This window comes from Psychromonas sp. B3M02, assembly GCF_003318165.1.
Classification (GTDB): Bacteria; Pseudomonadota; Gammaproteobacteria; order Enterobacterales; family Psychromonadaceae; genus Psychromonas.
In genome coordinates this window covers 1-20843 of the sequence record NZ_QOCB01000101.1, presented here as the reverse complement: position 1 = coordinate 20843, position 20843 = coordinate 1, and the positions used below count along the sequence as shown (strand labels likewise).

At 37.5% G+C, this 20843-nt stretch carries 19 protein-coding genes and 1 tRNA gene; 14 read left to right on the top strand and 6 right to left on the bottom strand.

Annotated features, from left to right (window positions below):
* Window positions 1-99 precede the first annotated feature (99 nt).
* From DS885_RS11130 to DS885_RS11110, 5 genes are all read left to right on the top strand, one after another.
* Entirely contained in the window at window positions 100-384 is a 285-nt protein-coding gene (locus tag DS885_RS11130; protein WP_113819507.1) for a YeaC family protein, read from the top strand.
* Window positions 385-595: 211 nt separating this feature from the next.
* On the top strand, window positions 596-1171 hold the full coding sequence (lpcA, locus tag DS885_RS11125) for a D-sedoheptulose 7-phosphate isomerase (protein ID WP_113819506.1): 576 nt from the start codon (window positions 596-598) through the stop codon (window positions 1169-1171).
* Between the two features lie 11 nt (window positions 1172-1182).
* Entirely contained in the window at window positions 1183-1950 is a 768-nt protein-coding gene (locus DS885_RS11120) for a class II glutamine amidotransferase (RefSeq protein ID WP_113819505.1), read from the top strand.
* Window positions 1951-2057: 107 nt separating this feature from the next.
* A complete protein-coding gene (locus tag DS885_RS11115) occupies window positions 2058-3146 on the top strand; it encodes a DNA alkylation repair protein (RefSeq protein ID WP_113819504.1) in 1089 nt (362 codons plus the stop codon).
* A gap of 197 nt (window positions 3147-3343) precedes the next feature.
* On the top strand, window positions 3344-4660 hold the full coding sequence (locus DS885_RS11110; protein WP_113819503.1) for a dicarboxylate/amino acid:cation symporter: 1317 nt from the start codon (window positions 3344-3346) through the stop codon (window positions 4658-4660).
* Between the two features lie 54 nt (window positions 4661-4714).
* Here the strand turns inward: DS885_RS11110 and DS885_RS11105 are convergent, their stop codons facing one another.
* Both DS885_RS11105 and DS885_RS11100 read right to left on the bottom strand, forming a co-directional pair.
* Window positions 4715-5101, bottom strand: a complete 387-nt coding sequence (locus DS885_RS11105; RefSeq protein ID WP_113819502.1) for a MerR family DNA-binding protein — start codon at window positions 5099-5101, stop codon at window positions 4715-4717.
* Between the two features lie 60 nt (window positions 5102-5161).
* Window positions 5162-7543 carry a heavy metal translocating P-type ATPase gene (locus DS885_RS11100; protein ID WP_113819501.1) on the bottom strand — a complete coding sequence of 794 codons (2382 nt, stop codon included), beginning with the start codon at window positions 7541-7543 and terminating at the stop codon, window positions 5162-5164.
* A 212-nt stretch (window positions 7544-7755) separates the two neighbouring features.
* On the opposite strand from DS885_RS11100, the gene dinB reads away from it, so the two are divergent.
* Complete coding sequence (gene dinB / locus DS885_RS11095; RefSeq protein ID WP_113819500.1) at window positions 7756-8841, top strand: DNA polymerase IV; 1086 nt, start codon at window positions 7756-7758, stop codon at window positions 8839-8841.
* A gap of 15 nt (window positions 8842-8856) precedes the next feature.
* On the opposite strand, the gene DS885_RS11090 is transcribed toward dinB, so the two are convergent.
* The gene (locus tag DS885_RS11090; RefSeq protein WP_113819499.1) at window positions 8857-9456 is read right to left on the bottom strand and encodes a MarC family protein; all 600 of its coding nucleotides are present in this window, start codon (window positions 9454-9456) and stop codon (window positions 8857-8859) included.
* 111 nt (window positions 9457-9567) lie between these two features.
* A complete protein-coding gene (locus DS885_RS11085; protein ID WP_113819512.1) occupies window positions 9568-10845 on the bottom strand; it encodes a YjiH family protein in 1278 nt (425 codons plus the stop codon).
* 431 nt (window positions 10846-11276) lie between these two features.
* On the opposite strand from DS885_RS11085, the gene DS885_RS11080 reads away from it, so the two are divergent.
* Both DS885_RS11080 and DS885_RS11075 read left to right on the top strand, forming a co-directional pair.
* Complete coding sequence (locus DS885_RS11080) at window positions 11277-12296, top strand: GGDEF domain-containing protein (protein WP_113819498.1); 1020 nt, start codon at window positions 11277-11279, stop codon at window positions 12294-12296.
* Window positions 12297-12478: 182 nt separating this feature from the next.
* Complete coding sequence (locus DS885_RS11075) at window positions 12479-13039, top strand: glutathione S-transferase family protein (RefSeq protein ID WP_113819497.1); 561 nt, start codon at window positions 12479-12481, stop codon at window positions 13037-13039.
* A gap of 97 nt (window positions 13040-13136) precedes the next feature.
* On the opposite strand, the gene pyk is transcribed toward DS885_RS11075, so the two are convergent.
* Window positions 13137-14567, bottom strand: coding sequence for a pyruvate kinase (gene pyk, locus DS885_RS11070; protein WP_113819496.1), 1431 nt, complete (start codon window positions 14565-14567; stop codon window positions 13137-13139).
* A gap of 73 nt (window positions 14568-14640) precedes the next feature.
* Window positions 14641-15501: a MurR/RpiR family transcriptional regulator gene (locus DS885_RS11065; RefSeq protein WP_113819495.1), complete on the bottom strand. Its 861-nt coding sequence runs from the start codon at window positions 15499-15501 to the stop codon at window positions 14641-14643.
* 244 nt (window positions 15502-15745) lie between these two features.
* Between DS885_RS11065 and DS885_RS11060 the strand changes: the two genes are divergently transcribed.
* The 6 genes from DS885_RS11060 (at window position 15746) to DS885_RS11035 (ending at window position 20794) form a co-directional block, all read left to right on the top strand.
* The gene (locus DS885_RS11060) at window positions 15746-16696 is read left to right on the top strand and encodes a glucokinase (RefSeq protein ID WP_113819494.1); all 951 of its coding nucleotides are present in this window, start codon (window positions 15746-15748) and stop codon (window positions 16694-16696) included.
* Between the two features lie 109 nt (window positions 16697-16805).
* Window positions 16806-16893, top strand: a tRNA-Ser gene (locus DS885_RS11055).
* 382 nt (window positions 16894-17275) lie between these two features.
* The gene (locus tag DS885_RS11050) at window positions 17276-18715 is read left to right on the top strand and encodes a hypothetical protein (RefSeq protein WP_113819493.1); all 1440 of its coding nucleotides are present in this window, start codon (window positions 17276-17278) and stop codon (window positions 18713-18715) included.
* 110 nt (window positions 18716-18825) lie between these two features.
* Window positions 18826-19443: a hypothetical protein gene (locus DS885_RS11045; protein ID WP_220149692.1), complete on the top strand. Its 618-nt coding sequence runs from the start codon at window positions 18826-18828 to the stop codon at window positions 19441-19443.
* A 234-nt stretch (window positions 19444-19677) separates the two neighbouring features.
* Window positions 19678-20031, top strand: coding sequence for a GFA family protein (locus DS885_RS11040; protein WP_113819492.1), 354 nt, complete (start codon window positions 19678-19680; stop codon window positions 20029-20031).
* 121 nt (window positions 20032-20152) lie between these two features.
* A complete protein-coding gene (locus DS885_RS11035; protein WP_147232352.1) occupies window positions 20153-20794 on the top strand; it encodes a hypothetical protein in 642 nt (213 codons plus the stop codon).
* The last annotated feature ends 49 nt before the right edge of the window (window positions 20795-20843 follow it).

Here is a 20843-nt window from a genome sequence, read left to right as displayed (position 1 = left end):
GCCTCAAAATTAAGCCCTGTTTTAAAACAACACTAGATAATTTTAAACAAATAAATATACTCATCGCATTGAACCCCAAAGTAGTACAAGGTAAATATCGTGAGCAATATTAATGAATACGCAAAAAACATCTCACCTGAACTCTATCAAAAACTTAGTACAGCAGTTGAAACCGGAAAATGGTTAGACGGTGCGCCACTGAGTGAAGAGCAAAAAGCTCATTCGTTACAGTTAGTCATGGCTTATCAAAAGCAGTTTAATATTGATCCTGACCATTTTACCATTGCACAAAATGGTGAAATCTATATGCAACCTAAATCGGAACTTAAAAAACAGTTTGCGAGTGCCGATGATAAAGATGATCTGCATCTACTTAAGCTGTAAAGCTCAAGGTTATTGTTCTATTTAAATGAACACTGGTGTTAGGATAAATAATTAGTGTGATTGATAAAATATGAATTAATCGCTTATTAAACTGTATTCCAATAAAATCGTTTAATAAGTTTTCACCCTGATACAGAGCATACCTTAACTCTGTACAACAAATAAGCTAACAGCGATGACTGTTAGCTATTCATTGAATTAAGTGAGTATTATGAATTTATCATTGATTAAAGATGAACTCGAAGAAGCACAAACCGTGCTATCTGCTTTCCTATCGGACCAAAACAACTTACAAGATATTGAAAATGCAGCGACGCTGTTAGCGGATTCCTTTAAAAATGAAGGAAAAGTATTAGCCTGTGGTAACGGTGGTTCACATTGTGATGCCATGCATTTTGCGGAAGAGCTTACAGGTCGTTATCGCGAACACAGACCATCTTACCCTGCGATTGCGATCTCAGACCCAAGTCATCTATCTTGTGTTGGTAACGATTACGGTTATGACTATGTTTTTGCTCGTTACTTAGAAGGCGTTGGTCGCCGTGGTGATGTCTTATTTTGCTTATCAACAAGTGGAAATTCAGAAAATATTCTGAAAGCTATTGAAGTCGCTCAGCAAAAGGGCATTAAAGTGATTGCCTTAACGGGTAAAGATGGTGGGAAAATGGCTGGATTAGCGGATGTCGAAATCCGTGTTCCTCACTTTGGTTTTGCTGATCGTATTCAAGAAGTACATATCAAGGTCATTCATATTTTGATCTATTTAATCGAAAAAAAGATGGCTTAGGTTTTTAAATAATGTGTGAATTATTAGGCATGAGTGCCAATGTCCCAACGGATATCTGTTTTAGTTTTAGTGGTTTAGTTAGACGTGGTGGGGCAACGGGGCCACATAAAGATGGATGGGGTATCACTTTTTACGAAGGTAAAGGGTGCCGTAGCTTTAAAGATCCACAACCTAGTTGTGACTCCAAGATTGCAGAGCTGGTTAAACAGTATCCGATTAAAAGTAAATCGGTAATCAGCCATATCAGACAAGCTAATCGAGGTGGAGTGAGCCTTGAGAATACGCACCCATTCATTCGTGAAATGTGGGGCCGTAATTGGACTTATGCGCATAATGGTCAATTAACTGGATACGAATCCTTACAGATGGGGTACGCTAACCCAATTGGTCAAACAGATAGTGAACGAGCTTTTTGTTGGATCATTGATAAGTTACATAAAGAGTACCAACAACAACCTGAAGATATGCTTGGCATGTTTAAAAAAGTCGCTGAATACGCTGATCAATTAAAAGCCTTAGGTGTATTTAATATGCTATTAAGCGATGGCGAATACGTAATGTGTTATTGCACCAATAATTTACATTGGATCACACGTCGTGCTCCCTTTGGTAAAGCGCAGTTAATTGATGAAGATATGACGGTGGATTTCCAAGAGGAAACCTCTGATAGTGATGTTGTTACTGTGATTGCAACTCGCCCATTAACCAAAGATGAAGCCTGGACGCAAATGCAAGAAGGTGAGTTTTGTGTGTTTCATTTTGGTGAGCGGGTATTGTAAATATTAACACTTAGAATATTAAGCATTAGTGTTCTCAAGTTCATTAATGCTTACGCTTTCCTCCAGCCTGTTAGTCCGTTAAATTGAATAACAAGAGATTTACCTAAATGGCTGACTTATTAAAAGATGCTTATAACCAAACCTACCTTGAGCGATTAGCACAGCAAGTAAAATTGGCTTACCCTGATTTTGCCAATGATGCTTTTATAGATGCAGTATTTGATAGTGAATGGGAGAGCAAAGAGCTAAAAGCACGTAATCATCATATAGCACAACAATTAAGAATCTTTATTAATTTAGATTATTCTGCATCATTGACGGTTATAGAGAGCATTGCACCACATTTTACCAGCTATCAAGGCATGTTTGTTCCGGCTTTTGTAGAGTTATTTGGTTTAGATAGCCTGATTAACTCTACTAAATCACTCGCTTATATCACCGAATTCACTAGTGCAGAGTTTGCTATTAGGCCTTTTATCGTGCGTTATCCTGAACAGATGCACACTATTTTATTAGATTGGACAAATAGTCCCAATGAGCACCTAAGACGTTTAGCATCGGAAGGTGCTAGACCACGACTTCCATGGGCAATGGCTTTACCTGACTTCAAAAAAAATCCAAGTTATTTATGGCCAATATTAGACAACCTAAAACACGATAGCAGTGAATACGTGAGACGTAGCGTCGCGAATAACCTGAATGATATTGCTAAAGATCATCCTCATGCAGTGATAACTAAATGTAAAAGTTGGTTAGCCGAAGATTCTTCAATCAATACTGCTCGATTAGTCAAACATGCTTGTCGTAGTTTATTAAAGCAAGCCATGCCTGACGCACTAGCTTTATTTGGTTTTTTGCCACCGAAACAGATCACCGTTGTAGACCTGCAAGCTGACCAAAAAGTGAAGTTGGGTGAGACATTTCATTTCTCTTGTTGTGTTAAGCATAAAAATTCACTTCCACTGCATAAATTACGTATCGAGTTCGCTATTGACTTCATGAAAAGGAATGGTCAAAAAACGCGCAAGATATTTCAGTTGTCGGAGTCTTTGATAAAAAAAGACAATAAAATGATTATTAAATCATTTAGCTTCAAAAACATCTCTACAAGGCAGTATTACTGCGGTTCGCACACTTTAGCGATATTAATTAATGGTGTGGAAATGAATAAAATCGACTTCATACTGCATAATTAACATTTCCTTATCGCTATCTATTTATGGTATAGATAGCGCCGTTTTTAGCTTCACCTCTTTTTTCGCGATGAAAATTTTGCATATTTCTAGGTGTTTATGAAGGATTAATCGGTTCTGCCGAATGGCCAAGATGGCTGAATTACCTGCGTAAAATATTACGATTAAGAGATCATATTTATGGAATACAAGGAATTATTATGACAGCAATTAAGCAAAAAATGTCATTAACCAAGAAAGTTTTAATCGGCATGGGAATTGGTATCCTAACAGGGTTCTTAATTCGCTCTTTGCTCGCAGATGTTGCATTTGTGCAAGATTATATCGTTAACGGATTATTTTATGTTGGTGGTAAAATCTTTATCGCCACCTTAAAAATGTTAGTGGTACCGCTTATCTTCATCTCGTTAGTGTGTGGAACAAGTAGTTTAAGAGACCTCTCTACATTAGGTCGCTTAGGTGGCAAGACTTTAGCCTTTTATATGGCAACCACTGCGATTGCAATTACTCTTGCTATCTTTATGGCAAATATTTTTGAACCAGGTGTGGGCGTTGATCTTGCTCAAGCAACAACCTATGCGGCTAAAGATGCGCCTTCTTTAGGGGATGTTATCATTAACATGTTCCCAACTAACCCAATTAATGCAATGGCTGCCGGAAATACGCTACAAATTATCGTATTCGCTATTTTATTTGGTATTGCGATTAGTGCATCAGGTAGTGCTGGGCAACGTATTTCTGCGATCTTCTTTGACCTGAATACGGTAATAATGAAGCTTGTTGTTATGTTAATGAAAATTGCGCCGTACGGTGTATTCTTCTTGATGGCTAAGCTATTTAGTGAAATTGGTTTAGATGCGATCTTTAATTTAATTAACTATTTCTTAGTGATCAGTGCTGCGCTTGTTTTACATGCTCTAGTTACCTACAGTGCTTTCTTTAAAGCATTCACAGGTTTGAGCCCGGTTATTTTCTTCAAGAAAATGGAAACAGCAATCAGCTTTGCATTCTCTACTTCATCATCTAATGCCACTATCCCTGCTACGTTAGAAACCACGACTAAACGTCTTGGTGTGAATAACAAGGTTGCTTCATTCACTGTACCATTAGGTGCGACAATCAACATGGATGGTACTGCTATTATGCAAGGTGTTGCGACAGTATTTATCGCACAAGCATTCAATATTGACCTTACTTTATCTGATTACATTGCCGTTATCTTAACGGCTACGTTAGCGTCTATTGGTACTGCTGGTGTGCCTGGTGTAGGTATCATCATGTTAGCTATGGTATTAAATCAAGTTGGCCTTCCAGTTGAAGGTATTGCGATGCTACTGGGTGTTGATAGATTGGTTGATATGATTCGTACTGCCGTTAATATTACTGGTGACAGTGTTGTTACTTGTATTGTGGCTAAGTCTGAAGGTGAGATGGATGTTAATGTCTTCAATGACCCAAATGCGGGTAATATTGAAGAGACTGAAGCAAGTGTTTCAGATAAAAATATTAACGCTTAATCTTGTTTAAGCTAGCTTAAAAGCCCAGTTTTTAACTGGGCTTTTTGTTATCTGTTAACTGAAAGCATCAATAATACTGCACTTGGCTTGTAGATTACCGGGACATTGTTGAGTGATTTTCTTTAATTGATCAACAATCGCTTGTTGCTGTTGGATACGGTTTTCAATCTCTTGTATTTTTTGCAATGCAATGGATTTTACATCGGCACTATTTCTATGTTCATCCTCTGAGAGTAATAACAAGGCTTTACATTCTTTGAGGTTAAATCCTGCTTGTTTACTTTTAAAGATAAAATGTAGTTGTTGGATGATGTCATCTGGATAAAATCGGTAATCATTTTCCTCTCTTGGAGGAGCGGAAATTAAGCCGATAGATTCATAATGACGAATAGACTTAATAGATAGCCCTGTTTCTTTGGCGGCCTGACTAATCGATAGCATGTTGTTCTCCTGTCCCAAATGGTTAACCCACTATTCAGTGGGTCATTTGCTTATTTAGGTCTACTGTAGACGAGTACGTTTTAATAATAATGAATTACTTAACACAATCAAGCTAGAAGCACTCATGGCGATTGCTGCGACGGAGGGGCTCAAGTAGCCTAACGCGGCAGCTGGGATAGCTAATGTATTAAAGATGAATGCCCAAAACAGGTTTTGACGAATAGTTGTCCACGTTGCACGAGATAACTTGATCGCCATCGCTATTAAACGTGGGTCATCATGCATCAAGGTCATAGATGCTGTTTGTTTAGCGACGTCACTGCCTCCGCCCATGGCAATACTCACATCAGCTTGTGCTAGTGCAGGGGCATCATTCACGCCATCTCCAACCATCGCCACTAAGCCATCTTGTTGCAGCGTTGATAGTTGTTGAAGTTTTTGTTCTGGTGTTTGCTCTGCATAAAAGTGAGCGATACCTAAGTCGTTGCTCATAGATTTCACGACACTGTGTTTGTCTCCACTGATCAAGGTGGTCGATAGCCCCAATTTACTTAGCTCGGTAATAGTTTCTTTACTCTCAGGACGAACCTGATCGGCAATCACAAAGTAACCCAGTAACGATTGACCATGGCTAAGGTAAATGACATTGAGATTTGGATCTATATTCACTTCATTACTGGCCAGTTGTTGTTCAATATTAATATCAAAGTGTTGTAATAATTTACTATTTCCTACTAATACATCTTGCTCTTGAAAGCGACTATGTAGACCTTCACCGTGAATATTTTGTGGTTGGCTAATAGTTTCGGCATCAATATTTAATGTCTCACAATAGGCGACAACAGCTTTTGCGATAGGGTGTTTACTCGATTGTTGTATCCCCATTAATAAAGGTAAAAAAGCGGGGTCAAAAGAGGTCACATCGTTGATCGATACTTGTCCCTTCGTTAACGTACCGGTTTTATCAAAGGCAATATGATTTAATTTATGTGCTAACTGTAATGTATTGATATCTTTTATTAATATTCCTTTTTGAGCTGCGAGTCCAGTGCCCACCACCATGGCTGTTGGTGTTGCTAAACCTAATGCACAAGGGCAGGCGATGACTAACACTGCAACACTATGCATTAAAGCTTGTTCTAAGTTACCTGTGGTAAACATCCAACTTGCAAAGGTAATAGCGGCAATCGCTAGAACAATGGGCACAAAAATAGCACTTACTTTATCTACTAGTTGTAGAATTGGTGCTTTACTCATTTGTGCTGATTCAACGAGTTCAATGATATTATGTAATTTAGTTTGCTCATTAACTGCGGTCGTTTTGATCAGTAATACGCCATCGCCATTCAACGTACCTGCATAAACTTGATCGTCTTGTTGCTTATTAATGGCAGCACTTTCACCGGTTAATAGTGATTCATCTATATAGCTAGAACCCTCAACGACAATACCATCTACAGGGACTTTATCACCCACCGCCACTTGGACAAGGTCATCAACTTGGACTTGTTCAATTAATACCCGTTTGAAGCCTTGACCTTTTTTGACTAATGCCTCTAATACTTGTAATTGACTTAATGCATTAATCGCTTTACTGCTGGCTTGTTTCGCTCGAAATTCTAAGTATTTACCTAAACGGATCAGTACGATCACTAAACTACTGGTTTCAAAATAAAGGTGGGCTTGGCTACCTGTTAGCAATATATATAGGCTGAAAAAATATGCGGCAGACGTACCCAATACAACTAGTACATCCATATTAGCCGAGCCGCCCTTGATACTATTCCATGCCCCTTTATAAAACCGAGCACCTACAATGAATTGTAAAGGGGTTGCTAAAGCAAACTCTAGCCAAGAAGGTAGCAAAGCGGTATCACTAAATAGCATATTAATCATTGCAACTACAAATGGGATGCTCAGCCCCAATGCAATGACCAGACTTAGCTTTTCTCGTTGTTGTTTTTTATCTTCTAACTTTTGTTTATTTAACCGTTGTTGTTGAGAAGTAATGGCTACTTTATGCGTTAAAGGATATGGACTTAGCGCAATTAACGCATTAATGAACTCACTATTAGCAATCCCTTCAATGGTTTCAACATGCAATGTTTTAGTCGCGAAATTAGCTTTAGCATCGATCACCAACGGGTGTGACTTAATCGCTTTTAAGGTACTTTCAACACAACTTGAGCATGACCATTCTGCTTCAAAAGGGATCGTTTGGTAATCAGTGTGGTAACCTTTTCTTTTTAAAACATGCGCAATTTCAGAGACTAAAGGTTTGTTGAGTTGCGCTTGGTCAAAAGATAAAGTCGCTTTTTCAAGACTAATATTGACGTTCGCTTCAATGCCGTCAATATCGTTAAATGCGCTTGTTAGTTTACTCGCACATGATGCACAGGTCATTCCATAGACAGGGAAAGTTATTTGATTCGGTGTTGCCATCTCTTTTACCCTCTAATTTATTAATAGATGAATAAAGCTTAACCTTTACCCTAAGGGTAATGTCAAACGTAAACAATATAAAAATATTGCGACAGCCACTTATTATGCTTTATAATTAAAGGCTGTATATAAAGACAGTTGTTTAAAGGGTGGCTGAAAATAGTTATTTTGAATAGTCCTCGTCGTTTCTAATTCTGTGGAGTTATCACAACATGTTGATTGAAGAGACTCAATCTGAACGCAAAATAATTCATATTGATATGGATTGTTTTTATGCGGCTGTAGAGATGCGAGATAACCCTACTTATCAGAACATTCCACTTGCGATTGGCGGGAGAAGTCAGCGTAGAGGGGTTTTATCGACCTGTAATTATCTTGCCAGAGAATTTGGTATTCACTCTGCGATGCCTGTTTTTAAAGCGAAGCAACTTTGTCCTGAATTACTTATTGTACCCGGGAGAATGGCTGTCTATGTCGATATATCACAAAAAATAAGAGCTATTTTTCATCGTTATACACACCTTGTTGAGCCTTTGTCTTTAGATGAAGCTTATTTAGACGTCACCGATTGTACTTTGTTTAAAGGATCTGCCACATATATTGCACAGGATATTAGACGTGCGATTCAGCAAGAGCTCAACTTAACGGCATCTGCAGGTATCTCCTATTGTAAATTTTTGGCTAAAATAGCCTCAGACGAAAATAAACCTAACGGGCAATTTGTGATCAGTCCTGCGCAGTCATCAAGTTTTATCGCGAATCTCCCGTTAAAGAAAATCCCTGGTGTTGGCAAGGTCGCGCAAGGGCATTTAGCAGAGAAAGGCTTGATCACCTGTGCTGATGTGGCGCAATACCCAGAGTCCGCTTTGTTGGCTAGTTTTGGCAAATTAGGTCAATCATTATTAGCCTATAGTAAAGGTATTGATAATAGACAGGTTCAACCCAATAGAGAGCGTAAATCAGTAGCAGTAGAGCATACCTTTGAACACAACTTGTTAACGGAAGCGCAATGTGTGTTAAAGCTGGCTGACTTTTATCAACAATTAACATCACGTGTCGAAAAACATTTATCGAAAAAGGTAATCACCAAATTAGGTGTGAAATTGAAGTTTAGTGACTTTACTATCAAGAGTAGTGAACGAAAATATTCACATTTAAATCAAGCTATTTTTGAGCAGCTGTTACATCAATTGATGTTAGCTAATCCAGACAAACCGATTCGTTTATTAGGGATCAGTGTTGGCTTAAGTGAAAAGTCTAGCGAACAATCAATACAATTAAGTCTAATTGATGATTGAACGCTAATGATTGATTTACATAGAGATGTTTCGAACACCTTCATAAACAAACTGAATAGCCAGTGCTGCTAAGATAACACCTAAGAAACGACGTAGGATCTCATCGCCGGTTTTACCAATTATTTTCTTCAAGTATTTAGAAGCGATCATGCCAACAAAGGTAATAATTAATACACTGATAATAGCTGCAGTCACTGAAATCCAAGTACTGCCTGTTGTTGGTGGTTGAGAATACAATAAAATGGCTAAGGTTAGGGTACCAGGACCTGCTAATAACGGAATGGACATCGGGAATACTGAAATATCTGCATTTTTCTCAGTGCTTGTGAATTTCAATTCCTGAGTGATCATAATAAAAGCAGTGTAAAACAGCAGTAAACCACCTGATATACGCAGTGAGTTAATATTAATGCCTAATTGCGAAAATAAAGCTTCTCCGTAATTACCAAATAACACTAAGGTTAAGCCACTGATGATAATTGACTTGATTGCCATTAGATTACGGTGTCTTTGATCACTTCCAGAGGTCAGTGAGTTGAAGATTAATGCTGATCCAATGGGATCGATGATCACTAATAAACCAGTGATGGCATGAAGGTATAACGCAAAATCCATTTTAAACTCTCTTCTTTTTATATAATAGATGGATCTAACGACCTAATGGTCAGATAGAAAAATGGCAGGGTATTAGCCTGCCATGATTAACATTTACTTATGATCACACGGTTAGAAAATAAAGTGTGCCACACCTGCAATCACTGGTAACGTTACTAGTGTTCGTAGAATAAAGATAATGAATAATTCTGCAATATTAACAGGAATTTTACTACCTAATAATAATGCGCCCACTTCACTCATGTATATCAACTGCGTTACCGACATCGCCGCAATAATAAAGCGTGTCATATCTGACTCAATGGAAGCGGCTAATATAGACGGAATAAACATATCCGCAAAGCCAACTACAATAGTGGTTGAAGCTTGTTCTGCTTGAGGAATTTGTAATAACTCAAGTAGTGGAATAAACGGCATACCTAAGTAATTAAAGATAGGTGTATATTCAGCAATCATTAACGCAATGGTACCAATCGCCATAACAACAGGTAGCACACCAAATACCATATCAATCACATTTTTAATACCATCTTGAATAGTACTTTTAATACCTTTAGCTTGCTCAGCGCGTGTTAAAGCTTGATGAAAACCCCAAGATAATAAGTGATGACCTTCAGGTGTTTTTTCATCACCTTCTTGACGTGAAGAACCATCTATATAGAGATCTTTCTTATTACGCAGTGGTGGCAGTTTAGGCACGATGATCGCTGCCACAATACCCGCTAAACAAACAGATAAGTAAAAAGGTAAGAATAAGTACTCAAGTTTTACCTGTGAGATAACCACTAATGAAAAGGTAATTGATACCGCAGAGAAAGTTGTACCTATAACTGCAGCTTCACGTTGAGTATAAAAACGTGACTCATATTGTTTACTGGTCATTAAAATACCCACACTGCCATCACCTAACCATGACGCCATACAATCAATTGCACTTCGACCTGGTAAGTTAAAAACAGGGCGCATAATTTTAGTTAATAGGGTGCCAAATAACTCTAATAAGCCAAAGTTAAGTAATAATGGTAATAACAGACCAGCAAAGATGAATACACACAGTAACACTGGCATTAATTCGTTCAATACTAATGCACCTGTGTTGCCTGAATTAATCATCTCCGGGCCAATACCCCAGTAAGTCGCGACAATAAATATCATACCTAATACACGAATAATTAACCAAATTGGGCTAACATTAAGTAGACCGTGGAAAAACGGCGAGCGCTGAACAAAAGCAGGGTTAACCACTTTAGTTAATAAACTAAGTACAGCGGTGATCAGCACAACTAGGGTGACAATCAGTGTAATTGAGTCACCTAAAAATGCCTGTAATGCTTTAGAGATGATAGCAATGGGAATCGTCAATGCATCATTGTATTGAATCGGTGCCATAAACAATATTAACCCAATTAACGATGGGATAATGAACGTTAATATTGTACTTAGCGTAAATGATTTTCTTTGTGTCACTCTGTTACCTTCAAAATAATTGAGTCGTTGTTACGACTAAAAATAGGGTGCAATGTTGCACAGCGGCGCAAGAGTACTTGCTTTGTATAGTCTTGTAAATCGGCAATTGCCTACAAATATTATGCAAAATCAATAAACAGTTGGTTTGGTTTTTTAATCACCAACTAGATGGTTTAATAAGCCAACAATTGTAATGATAAGGTATTGAATAATGGTTGTTTGGTTACAAATTAGTAGATTGTTAACAGAATCTGAGAGACAGTTAGAATAATAATATATTTTACTGCATAGATACCTCATTAGGGTTTATAATTTGAGCAATTATAGTCAACAATACAATAAGAATAAATATTATGAGTAAAGCGTTAATCGTAGAGTCTGCGAACAATTTAAAAAAAGCCCTACCATTAATGATGAAGTATTCGGTACCCACCACGCCGAATAATTATGCGCTTTGGTATCATTATGTGGCTGAGAAAAATCTCGCCTTAAAAGAGTCCATGGACAAATTACTTTCATCAAGTGATACTTGCTCTCCCATTCAATCGGAATCTTTATACCGTGAACATGTTAGCTTTCCTGTCGAAAATGAAACCTGGGAATTTCGCTCAACCCTTGAAACCATGATGACTCAGTTAGACCAGTTAATTGTTGATACCCATTCAGATACTACTGAATTTCAAGATTCCTTCGATAAAAATGTCTCAAACATAAGTAAGGTTGAGAAAGAGGGCTGGTCAATAGAGGAAGTGGTTGGTTTATTAAAGAGTTTAGAGAAAGACGCAAAACAGATGCGTAATGCCACCCAATTTTTTGGTAATAGTCTTGCCTTGGCTAAAAATGAGATTGGCACACTCAAATTACAACTTGAAGAAACACGAAAGGCGGCCTTGTATGATTCTTTAACTGGGCTGCTTAATCGCCATGCTTTTGATACGGAACTCACCAGTTATCTTCAATCCAGTTCAGCTACCTTTGCCATTATTCTCTGCGATATTGACCACTTCAAAAAGTTTAATGATACCTGGGGCCATCTATTAGGCGACCAAGTATTAAAAGCTGTGGGGCGAAAAATCAATGAAAGTATGCGAGACCAAAGCACTGCTTATCGTTTTGGGGGAGAGGAGTTTGTTATGTTGCTACCTAATACCAATATACGTATTGCACGCCACTTTGCAGAATCAATGCGTAAAAAACTGGAAAAACTCTCCTTAAAAGATAAACGTTCAGGACAACTTATCAATAACATCACTGCTTCATTTGGGGTGGTGGAGAGTCAAGCCAATGAAAGTATTACAGAGGTGATTGCGCGTGCTGATGAATATCTTTATAAAGCCAAAAACCTAGGCCGCAATCGAGTATTACCGATTTAATTAATTGATTTATAAAGAAACCATCAAAAGTCGCTTTCCGGGGATGGTTATATTGACTAATAATAGAGAGTTTCATAAAGTGGCTAATAAGCTTTAAGCTTATACCTAATCATACACTTTACGATACCATTAATAAGTTTCATTCGAGTGGTATTATTTACGCTTACTTTTAAGGTTTACTCATGGAATTATACGGTAGCTATACCTCACCTTTTGTACGTCATTGTCGCATTGCACTATTACAAACTGAACTTGAATGTGAGTTTATTGAAACAGATGCAACACAAAGTGCAGCATTGTCTCCTACTAAAAAAGTCCCACTGCTTGTTGATTGTGAATTGACACTAACAGACTCTACTTCAATCCTAACCCACCTTTATGAATTAGTGGGAGAAGGGTTTCTAACCGACTTAGAAGAAGTTGAGTTATACCATATGACCAATACGGTACTAGATGCCTGTGTTAACCTAGTGTTATTAGAAAAATTCGACGGTATCACTGCTGAAAAAAGTGTTTATCTAACGCGCCAAGTTGGACGAATTGAAACCGGATTAGCGGCAATTAATGATAAAACACTAAGCCAGGCATTACCTTTAAGCCAAGCTGAAATGCGTTTAGCAATATTTTTAGAGTGGGGGTTATTTAGAAGTAAAATTGCCTTAGATAACTTCCCGGCTTTGCAACAACTTTTAGATCTAGCGCAAACAGATCCTCATTTTGCACAAACGGCACCTAAAGAATGACGTTAACTTATCCTCATCAATGAGGATGCTGTTATTACAAGCAAGAAAAAAGGCCTGTTATTCAATAAATAACAGGCCTTTGTAGATGTAACTCTTTTTACACTTTAATAATTTTACAAGTATTAGTGAAACCTTGTTTAACGTTGTCACCGTGTGTAAGTAGAATCAAATCACCTTCAGCAATTAACTTAGATGCTTTTAGGGTGGTTAACGCATTTTCAATAAACTCAATGCTGTTAGTTGTTGTTGATTCAAACTTAACCGGTGTTACACCACGGTATAATGCACAGTAATTTAACGTTTGTTGGTTACTTGATAGGGCATAAATAGGTAAACCAGAGCTTAAACGAGACATTAATAATGGCGTTGAGCCTGACGCAGTTAATGCCACAATTGCTTTAACACCATTAGTATGGTTAGCCGCGAACATCGTGGTCATTGCTAATGCTTCACCTGGATCGTCAAAGGTATGGTTAATACGGTGATTAGATACATTAATGCTTGGGTGTTTTTCAGCACCAATACAAACATCACTCATCGCTTTCACGGTTTCAACTGGGTAATCACCGGCAGCTGTTTCACCTGATAACATAACCGCATCTGTACCATCTAATACCGCATTCGCCACGTCCATTACTTCTGCACGTGTTGGCATTGGCGCACTGATCATCGATTCCATCATTTGTGTTGCTGTAATTACGACACGGTTTAAACGACGTGCCGTACGGATCATCTCTTTTTGTACACCAACTAAACGAGCGTCGCCAATCTCAACTCCTAGATCACCACGAGCAACCATCACTACATCAGAGGCTAGGATGATATCTTCTAAAGCTTCTTTCGTTTCAACGGCTTCAGCGCGTTCAACTTTAGCAACGATTTTAGCAAAACTGCCTGCCTCTTGCGCTAATTTACGTGCATAGTGTAAATCTGCACCATTACGAGGAAAAGAAACCGCTAGGTAATCACAACCGATCTCAGCCGCAGTGAAGATATCTCTTTTATCTTTTTCTGTTAATGCCGCAGCAGATAAACCACCGCCTTGTTTATTGATGCCTTTATTGTTTGAGAGGGGACCACCAATAGTAACAACAGTATGTACTTTATTGCCTTCAACAGATTCTACTTTAAGCTGAACACGGCCATCATCTAATAGTAAGACATCGCCAGCATCAACTTCTTGCGGTAATGTTTTGTAATCTAGACCTACGTGTTGTTGAGTACCTTGACCCTTTGCCACATCACTGTCTAAGGTAAACTTATCACCTACAGCTAGTTGAATTTTATTGTTTTCAAAGGTTGAGACACGAATTTTAGGGCCTTGAAGGTCGCCCATAATCGCGACTTCTTTACCTAGTTTAACGGCAATGTCTCTCACTTGTTGGGCTCGTTTGATGTGGTCGGCAGCTTCACCGTGAGAGAAATTCATACGTACCATATTGGCACCAGCTGCAATGATATTTTCTAAGTTATTACCGCGGTCCGTCGCTGGGCCTAAAGTAGTAACTATTTTCGTACGTCTTGCCATGTTAACTCCTGTTACATAAAAGAATATAAGACTAAATGGGGGTTAATAAATGCACTGCTATACTGTAATACTTTTATAGCGCTTCATCATTAGTTTTTTCAAAACGAGAGTCTTTAATACCCGCTTTTACCCTTTTTAAATTATCTCTAAATTTTGCACCACGGCGTAAGGTAAAGCCGGTGGTTAGAACATCGATTAAAACAAGTTGAGCGATACGTGAAGACATTGGCATGTAGATATCAGTATCTTCAGGTACGCCTAAGGAAAGGACTAAATTACTCTGCTCAGCAAGGGGAGAGTCTTCTGCGGTTAAGGCTATCACAAAGGCATCATTCTCACGTGCTAACTGAGCAATTTCTACTAATGGTTTAGTGCGTCCAGTATGTGAAATTAAGACAATCACATCACCTTCGCTACCATTAATACAACTCATTCGTTGCATTACAATGTCATCGAAGCAGGATACTGGAATATTAAAGCGGAAAAATTTATTTAACGCATCATGCGCTACAGAAGAAGATGCACCTAACCCAAAGAAAGAAATTTTATTCGCTTGGGTTAATACATCAACGGCGCGATTAATCAGGTTAGTATCTAAACCATTCTTAGCTGCATTTAAGCAAGCCATGGTCGATTCGAAAATTTTCGACGTATAAGCTTCTGGGCCATCATCTTCATTTACATTTCTGTTCACATAAGGCGTACCATTGGCTAAACTTTGTGCTAAATGTAGTTTAAAGTCAGGGAAACCTTTGGTATCCAAACGGCGACAAAAACGGTTAACCGTTGGCTCACTAACCTCAGCTATTTTTGCTAGGTTAGCTATACTAGAATGGATGGCGGTTTGCGGTGACGCTAAAATGGCTTCTGCAACTTTTCGTTCTGATTTGCTAAAAGTATCTAAATTTTTTTTAATTAACTCTAACGTATTCATTATTTTGTTCACTCAGCAATGTGTTGGCGTCTAGTAAAGGAAAATTTGTAACTAAAAAATGAAATAAAACTACAAAAAAAAGCGATTAAATTTGTAAATCATTATAGATCAGTGGCGTTTTTATGTCATTTTATTACATTCGAATAATGTTTCAGATCAAATAAATTACAATTAATTTAAAAAACTGAGAGGCTGATCAGCCTCTTGACCCTATAAAACTCTGAAAAAAGGCAGGAGTTAAATCATGTTATCAGTTGTTGCAGATGTTGGTGGTACTAATATACGTTTGGGAGTATTGGATATTGTTTCCGGCGAAATATCCAAAGTACGTGAATATCCTTGTGTTCAATTTATCACCTTAGACGCCGCGTTAGCACAATATTTTGTCACCTTGTCAGACCCCGTTAGCCATTTATGCATTGGTATTGCCTGCCAAGTTGAACATGACTTGGTACAAATGACCAACTTAAACTGGAAGTTTTCTAAACAAGCCTTACAGCAAAAATTGTCGCTTAAAACCCTGCATGTGATTAATGATTACACAGCTATTTCATTGGCAGTCCCTTTTGTGGATGACAAGCAGAAAATTAAAATCGGTAGTGGTACTGAAGTGGAAGAGGGAGTGAAAGCGGTATTTGGTCCGGGCACTGGTTTAGGGGTGTCACATCTATTAAAGCATTCTGGCAAGTGGATCAGTTTAGATGGGGAGGGCGGCCATACTAGTTTTGCACCAAATACGTCGCAACAAGCTGATGTTTTATTATTATTGCAAGGTCAGTTTGGACATGTATCCAATGAGCGATTAATGTCAGGGCAGGGGTTGGTGAATATTTACCATGCATTGTGTCGTTTAGCGGGTAAACAACCTGAGTATTTTGAAGCTTCACAAATATCCGAAGCAGCCTTAAATAAAGAGTGTGCACTGGCAACACAAACCTTAAATATGTTCTGTGAAGTATTGGGGAGTTTTGCTGGTAACCTAGCCATGAGTTTGGATTGTAAAGGGGGAGTCTATATTGCTGGTGGTATTATTCCGCGTTTCATTGATTTTTTCCAAAATAGTGAATTTAGAACATTTTTTGAAGCCAAAGGGCGAATGAGCAGTTATTTAACAGGGATCCCAACGTTTCTTATTACGCACCCTAATCCGGGTTTATTAGGTGCATCCGTCTATTTACAACAAGAATTAGCATAAATCCCTGAATTATTAGCGTTAATGGTTGATTTAACGAGCCGAGTTAACTATCATGCGCATCGCTTTGTTAATACAACTATCACTTTAGTTTAATAAACAAGCAATTTACGGAGAATTGGCCGAGTGGCTGAAGGCGCACGCCTGGAAAGTGTGTAAGGGGCAACCCTTCGAGAGTTCGAATCTCTTGTTCTCCGCCACATTAAGTACCGTTAGGTACGGGAAAAACCGCAAACCTTATTTAAGGTTTGCGGTTTTTTTATGTCTAATTTTTAATACGCATATTTTCAGTAACAGCCATTAAAAATAGTGATTTCATAAAATACCTCTACAAATAAAATCGATGTTTATTTATACAGTGTAGTGTATTTGCCATCTTTCCGCCGTAAATATTGTATTTTGTCGTCTTTCTACATGACTTATATTTCATCTTTTATTTTAAATTGTTGATTAAAATGATAATTGCATTAGTCTAAGTCTATTATTAATCATTAGATATTTGCCATCTTTCCGCGGGAAAGGTGACATTTTGTTATCTAATAAGATGTTAGGCACTACTAGCAATTTACACTGGAGTACGTCATGGGCAAGATTCAAAACCCCGCTACAATATCAAGTGAATTTGGTATTTGTTCTAAAACTCTCGATAAATTGGGGGTTGTAGATGTGTTACTTAACACAGATACACTTTTGTTTATTGATCCAATGCTTCTTGCTGAAAGTAAACATGATGAAATGAATACTGGTGCGGTTAATTCATATAAGAAAAGGTTTGAATTGATAATCAAACTTTTGTCTGCTTCTAAAGTTGAGGATGATGTTGCTTGGAAAGGTGCTAAAAAGCACTTTAAATTTTCAGAAATAAGTTGGACTTGCCTCGGATATGGCACATCTGTTAGAGGATCAGGCTTCGGGAAAGACTTGATTTCTACAACACTTGATACAGCTTCGCAAATAGTTTCTTTAGGTGTAACTGATACAGATTTGTTTATGGCACTTGCGCTATTTGAAGAGGGTATAGGTCCGGATAGAATAAGTGACATGACAACAAATATTATTTTATTTGACCTTATTAATTATACGCTCCGTGTTAATGAAACTTTAAAGTTACCCACCAAACCTCATAAAATTGGAACCGAAGAATACAACCTAATTATTAATCCTTATTCTGGTGCTCCTTTATTACTCGTTCCTAATGACATTGTTCGAGATCTTCCAATTGCTACAGACTGGAGTGATATATCCAGAGTTGTAAGAGAAAATGAAGATTTGAGAGAGCGTGTAAATAACCAAGTTGGTGAAGTATGGGCAAACATGACCAAAAAGCAGAAGCGCCAGTTGAAAGAAGCTGCTTTAAAAAGTAAAGAAGCATTTGAGCAAGTTATTGAAATGATCCGCGAAGTAGATCCTGTACCTTATAATTTAACAATGGACAAAAATGGTGAGTCATTTTGGACTTCATTACTAAGTAAAATATCTCAAGAACACCCGTTTGATTTAAAGAAATACGGTAACAAAGAACTAAACGATGACGAAGTATTAGAGGTCGTCCATAAAATACTCGAACAATTTCAAGATTTAGTTGAAAATAAAGGTTTATGGAAAGAGCTTTGGTGTGAAGAGAAAAAGCCTAGAAAAGAAAAAGCATCACAACGTTTATTTTTTGCTGTCGCATATAGTTACTGTAAAGCAAACAATATCGATTTAACTCCTGAAGCAGATTCAGGAAATGGTCCTGTAGATTTTAAATTATCTAGGGGCTTTGATTCTAAAGTAGTTATAGAAATTAAGCTTTCTACAAACGGTAGCTTGGTTCACGGTTACGAGAAGCAACTTGAAATTTATAAAGCGGCTGATGATACTAATGTTGGTATATTTTTACTCATTGATGTTGGTGGGCTAGGTCAAAAATTTGCCAAGGTGCAACGTATTCGTAATGAATTTTTGCAAGAACATAAGCACGCATCTCAGGTTTGGTATGTTGACGGTAACCAAAAAGCTTCTGCAAGCAAACGTGCCTAACAAGTTGCTTAAATGGAACTAAAACAGTGGGTTACGTTTCGCTTCGCTACACATTTTAACCCACAATTTTAGTCCGCTTAGCAAGGCGTTATGTTTTTTAAGGAAATACCGTGTATTACATTGACTGTTTTATTGCTTTTTCAAATTCTTATTTCAGGCCAATATTGATTTTAATATCTTCAGTATTCGCGATATTTTTTGCTAGTAAAAAAATAGGAAACAATATTACCGTTAATTATTCAATTTCTTACGAAGGGTTTTCTGCTGGCTCTATTAAAGAATTAGTTCTATCGAATAAGAAAGATAAACCTGTAAGTATATTTAGCATTTATGCTTTATTTGAAAATGATCTCGCCTTAGAGGTTAAAAAATTATCGCCTCCAGTTATCCTTAAGCCTTATGAAACAGTCAGTATCTTTCCCGATAAATATAGTGAATTGAGCGTTGATGGTGATGAATTTAATGATATGTTAAATAATATCAAATTTGTCATAGATTCTGCTGATGGATTGATTCCGTGTAAGAAAAGTATTAAAAAAGAATCGATGAGTCACTATCGAACTATCACCAAAAACACGTATTTGTACAACGGATTTGTGTATAACGAATCTGTAAGGTTTATTCTCGATTATGTTTTCGAAGGCGATAAAAAAACTGCTTTCATTACAAAATCTGGTTATATAGGAAATGAGTGGGGGTTTTTCTCCCAATCACTTAGGTTCGCCTAACATGGTAACGAAAGACGCAATTGTTAATGTCCTCAATGATAGCGGGTTAGCTTCGATTATGTCTAACTATGTGCTAAATGAGGTTGTTATTACAGGTCTAAAAATAAAGAGTGTCGCTCAAAAAAACATAACAAGCAGCTAAAGTCGGAAAAATTACCGCATGCCATCGCTTCGCGATTATGGCAAACGCTAATTTTCCACTTAGCTGGGCGTTAACTATATTTAGGAGTTCATATGACTAAAAAAGAATATCTAGGTAGTTGTCATTGCGGTGAAATAAAATTCACTATCAGGAGTGATTTCACAGAATTGACTACTTGCGACTGTTCAATATGCACCCTTAAAAATGCTTTGATGGTAAAAGTACATGAAAGTGATTTTGCACTATTACAAGGTGAAGATTCTCTTTCTGAATATCAATTCCATACAAATACAGCACGTCATTTCTTTTGTAATAAATGTGGAATATATCCTTTCCATAGAAAACGTGTAACTCCTGATAATTTAGGTATCAATGTTTTTTGTTTAAAAGGATTTGATCCCAAAGGCATACCAGTTCGTGCCACTATCGGCGCTGGTATGAAATAATAGTTAACAAGAGCTTTAAACGGAATAAAAACAGTTGGTTAGGTTTCGCTTCGCTACACATTATAACCAACTATTTTTATCCGCTTAAGCTGGCGTTAGGCAACTATTCGAGTAGGTGTATATGACCGAAATAATATCTTCAAAGACAATGCTGACTGTCGGTACGAAAGCATTTGATGTAATTAAAAATGCATATCAATCTCGTAAACAAGAGCGAGTTAGTTCATTCTTCAAATGTGTTGAAACACGTTACGAATATATGGATGAAGAACAAAGAGCTAAATTAAATGAATCAATTAACAGTATTGAAGGGCAAGAAGTATTAGCGCAATATGCTGACGCTATAACCCAAACATCAAGTGACAGAGTACGTATGGCAATTGCTCTCTTATATTGCAATGATTGTGACTTTAATTTTTCTGAATTTGATCAACGAATTTTTATTAATGGTGTTACTGGGATAACTGATCATATTATAGATTTCTTCATTGAATCAATTAAACGACCTAAAATATCTGGTAATTACCCATATGAACGACACTCTATCGAACAAAGTTCATTACCAGATTTCAATGTAGAAAACGTAGATGCTGAACTTGTTTATTCTTACATCAATGAATTAATCAGGCGAAGACTATTATTACCCGATCCTGCTGTAGGACTTTTGGGAGATAATAAAGGTTGGTTTATAACTTACGGTTCCTCTGATAAAACGAACAGAATGGCTAGGTTATTAGAAAAAGCTGGTGAAGTAATGAGGTAAGTTTGCCTAACAAGTCAATTTAAACGGAGCTTGATGCTCACCCACTTTA

Bases quoted from the DNA above. Each gene is read 5' to 3' on its own strand.
- lpcA (WP_113819506.1), top strand. From the start codon at position 596: ATGAATTTATCATTGATTAAAGATGAACTCGAAGAAGCACAAACCGTG.
- DS885_RS11120 (WP_113819505.1), top strand. From the start codon at position 1,183: ATGTGTGAATTATTAGGCATGAGTGCCAATGTCCCAACGGATATCTGT.
- DS885_RS11115 (WP_113819504.1), top strand. From the start codon at position 2,058: ATGGCTGACTTATTAAAAGATGCTTATAACCAAACCTACCTTGAGCGA.
- DS885_RS11110 (WP_113819503.1), top strand. From the start codon at position 3,344: ATGACAGCAATTAAGCAAAAAATGTCATTAACCAAGAAAGTTTTAATC.
- DS885_RS11105 (WP_113819502.1), bottom strand. From the start codon at position 5,101: ATGCTATCGATTAGTCAGGCCGCCAAAGAAACAGGGCTATCTATTAAG.
- DS885_RS11100 (WP_113819501.1), bottom strand. From the start codon at position 7,543: ATGGCAACACCGAATCAAATAACTTTCCCTGTCTATGGAATGACCTGT.
- dinB (WP_113819500.1), top strand. From the start codon at position 7,756: ATGTTGATTGAAGAGACTCAATCTGAACGCAAAATAATTCATATTGAT.
- DS885_RS11090 (WP_113819499.1), bottom strand. From the start codon at position 9,456: ATGGATTTTGCGTTATACCTTCATGCCATCACTGGTTTATTAGTGATC.
- DS885_RS11085 (WP_113819512.1), bottom strand. From the start codon at position 10,845: ATGGCACCGATTCAATACAATGATGCATTGACGATTCCCATTGCTATC.
- DS885_RS11080 (WP_113819498.1), top strand. From the start codon at position 11,277: ATGAGTAAAGCGTTAATCGTAGAGTCTGCGAACAATTTAAAAAAAGCC.
- DS885_RS11075 (WP_113819497.1), top strand. From the start codon at position 12,479: ATGGAATTATACGGTAGCTATACCTCACCTTTTGTACGTCATTGTCGC.
- pyk (WP_113819496.1), bottom strand. From the start codon at position 14,567: ATGGCAAGACGTACGAAAATAGTTACTACTTTAGGCCCAGCGACGGAC.
- DS885_RS11065 (WP_113819495.1), bottom strand. From the start codon at position 15,501: ATGAATACGTTAGAGTTAATTAAAAAAAATTTAGATACTTTTAGCAAA.
- DS885_RS11060 (WP_113819494.1), top strand. From the start codon at position 15,746: ATGTTATCAGTTGTTGCAGATGTTGGTGGTACTAATATACGTTTGGGA.
- DS885_RS11050 (WP_113819493.1), top strand. From the start codon at position 17,276: ATGGGCAAGATTCAAAACCCCGCTACAATATCAAGTGAATTTGGTATT.
- DS885_RS11040 (WP_113819492.1), top strand. From the start codon at position 19,678: ATGACTAAAAAAGAATATCTAGGTAGTTGTCATTGCGGTGAAATAAAA.
- DS885_RS11035 (WP_147232352.1), top strand. From the start codon at position 20,153: ATGACCGAAATAATATCTTCAAAGACAATGCTGACTGTCGGTACGAAA.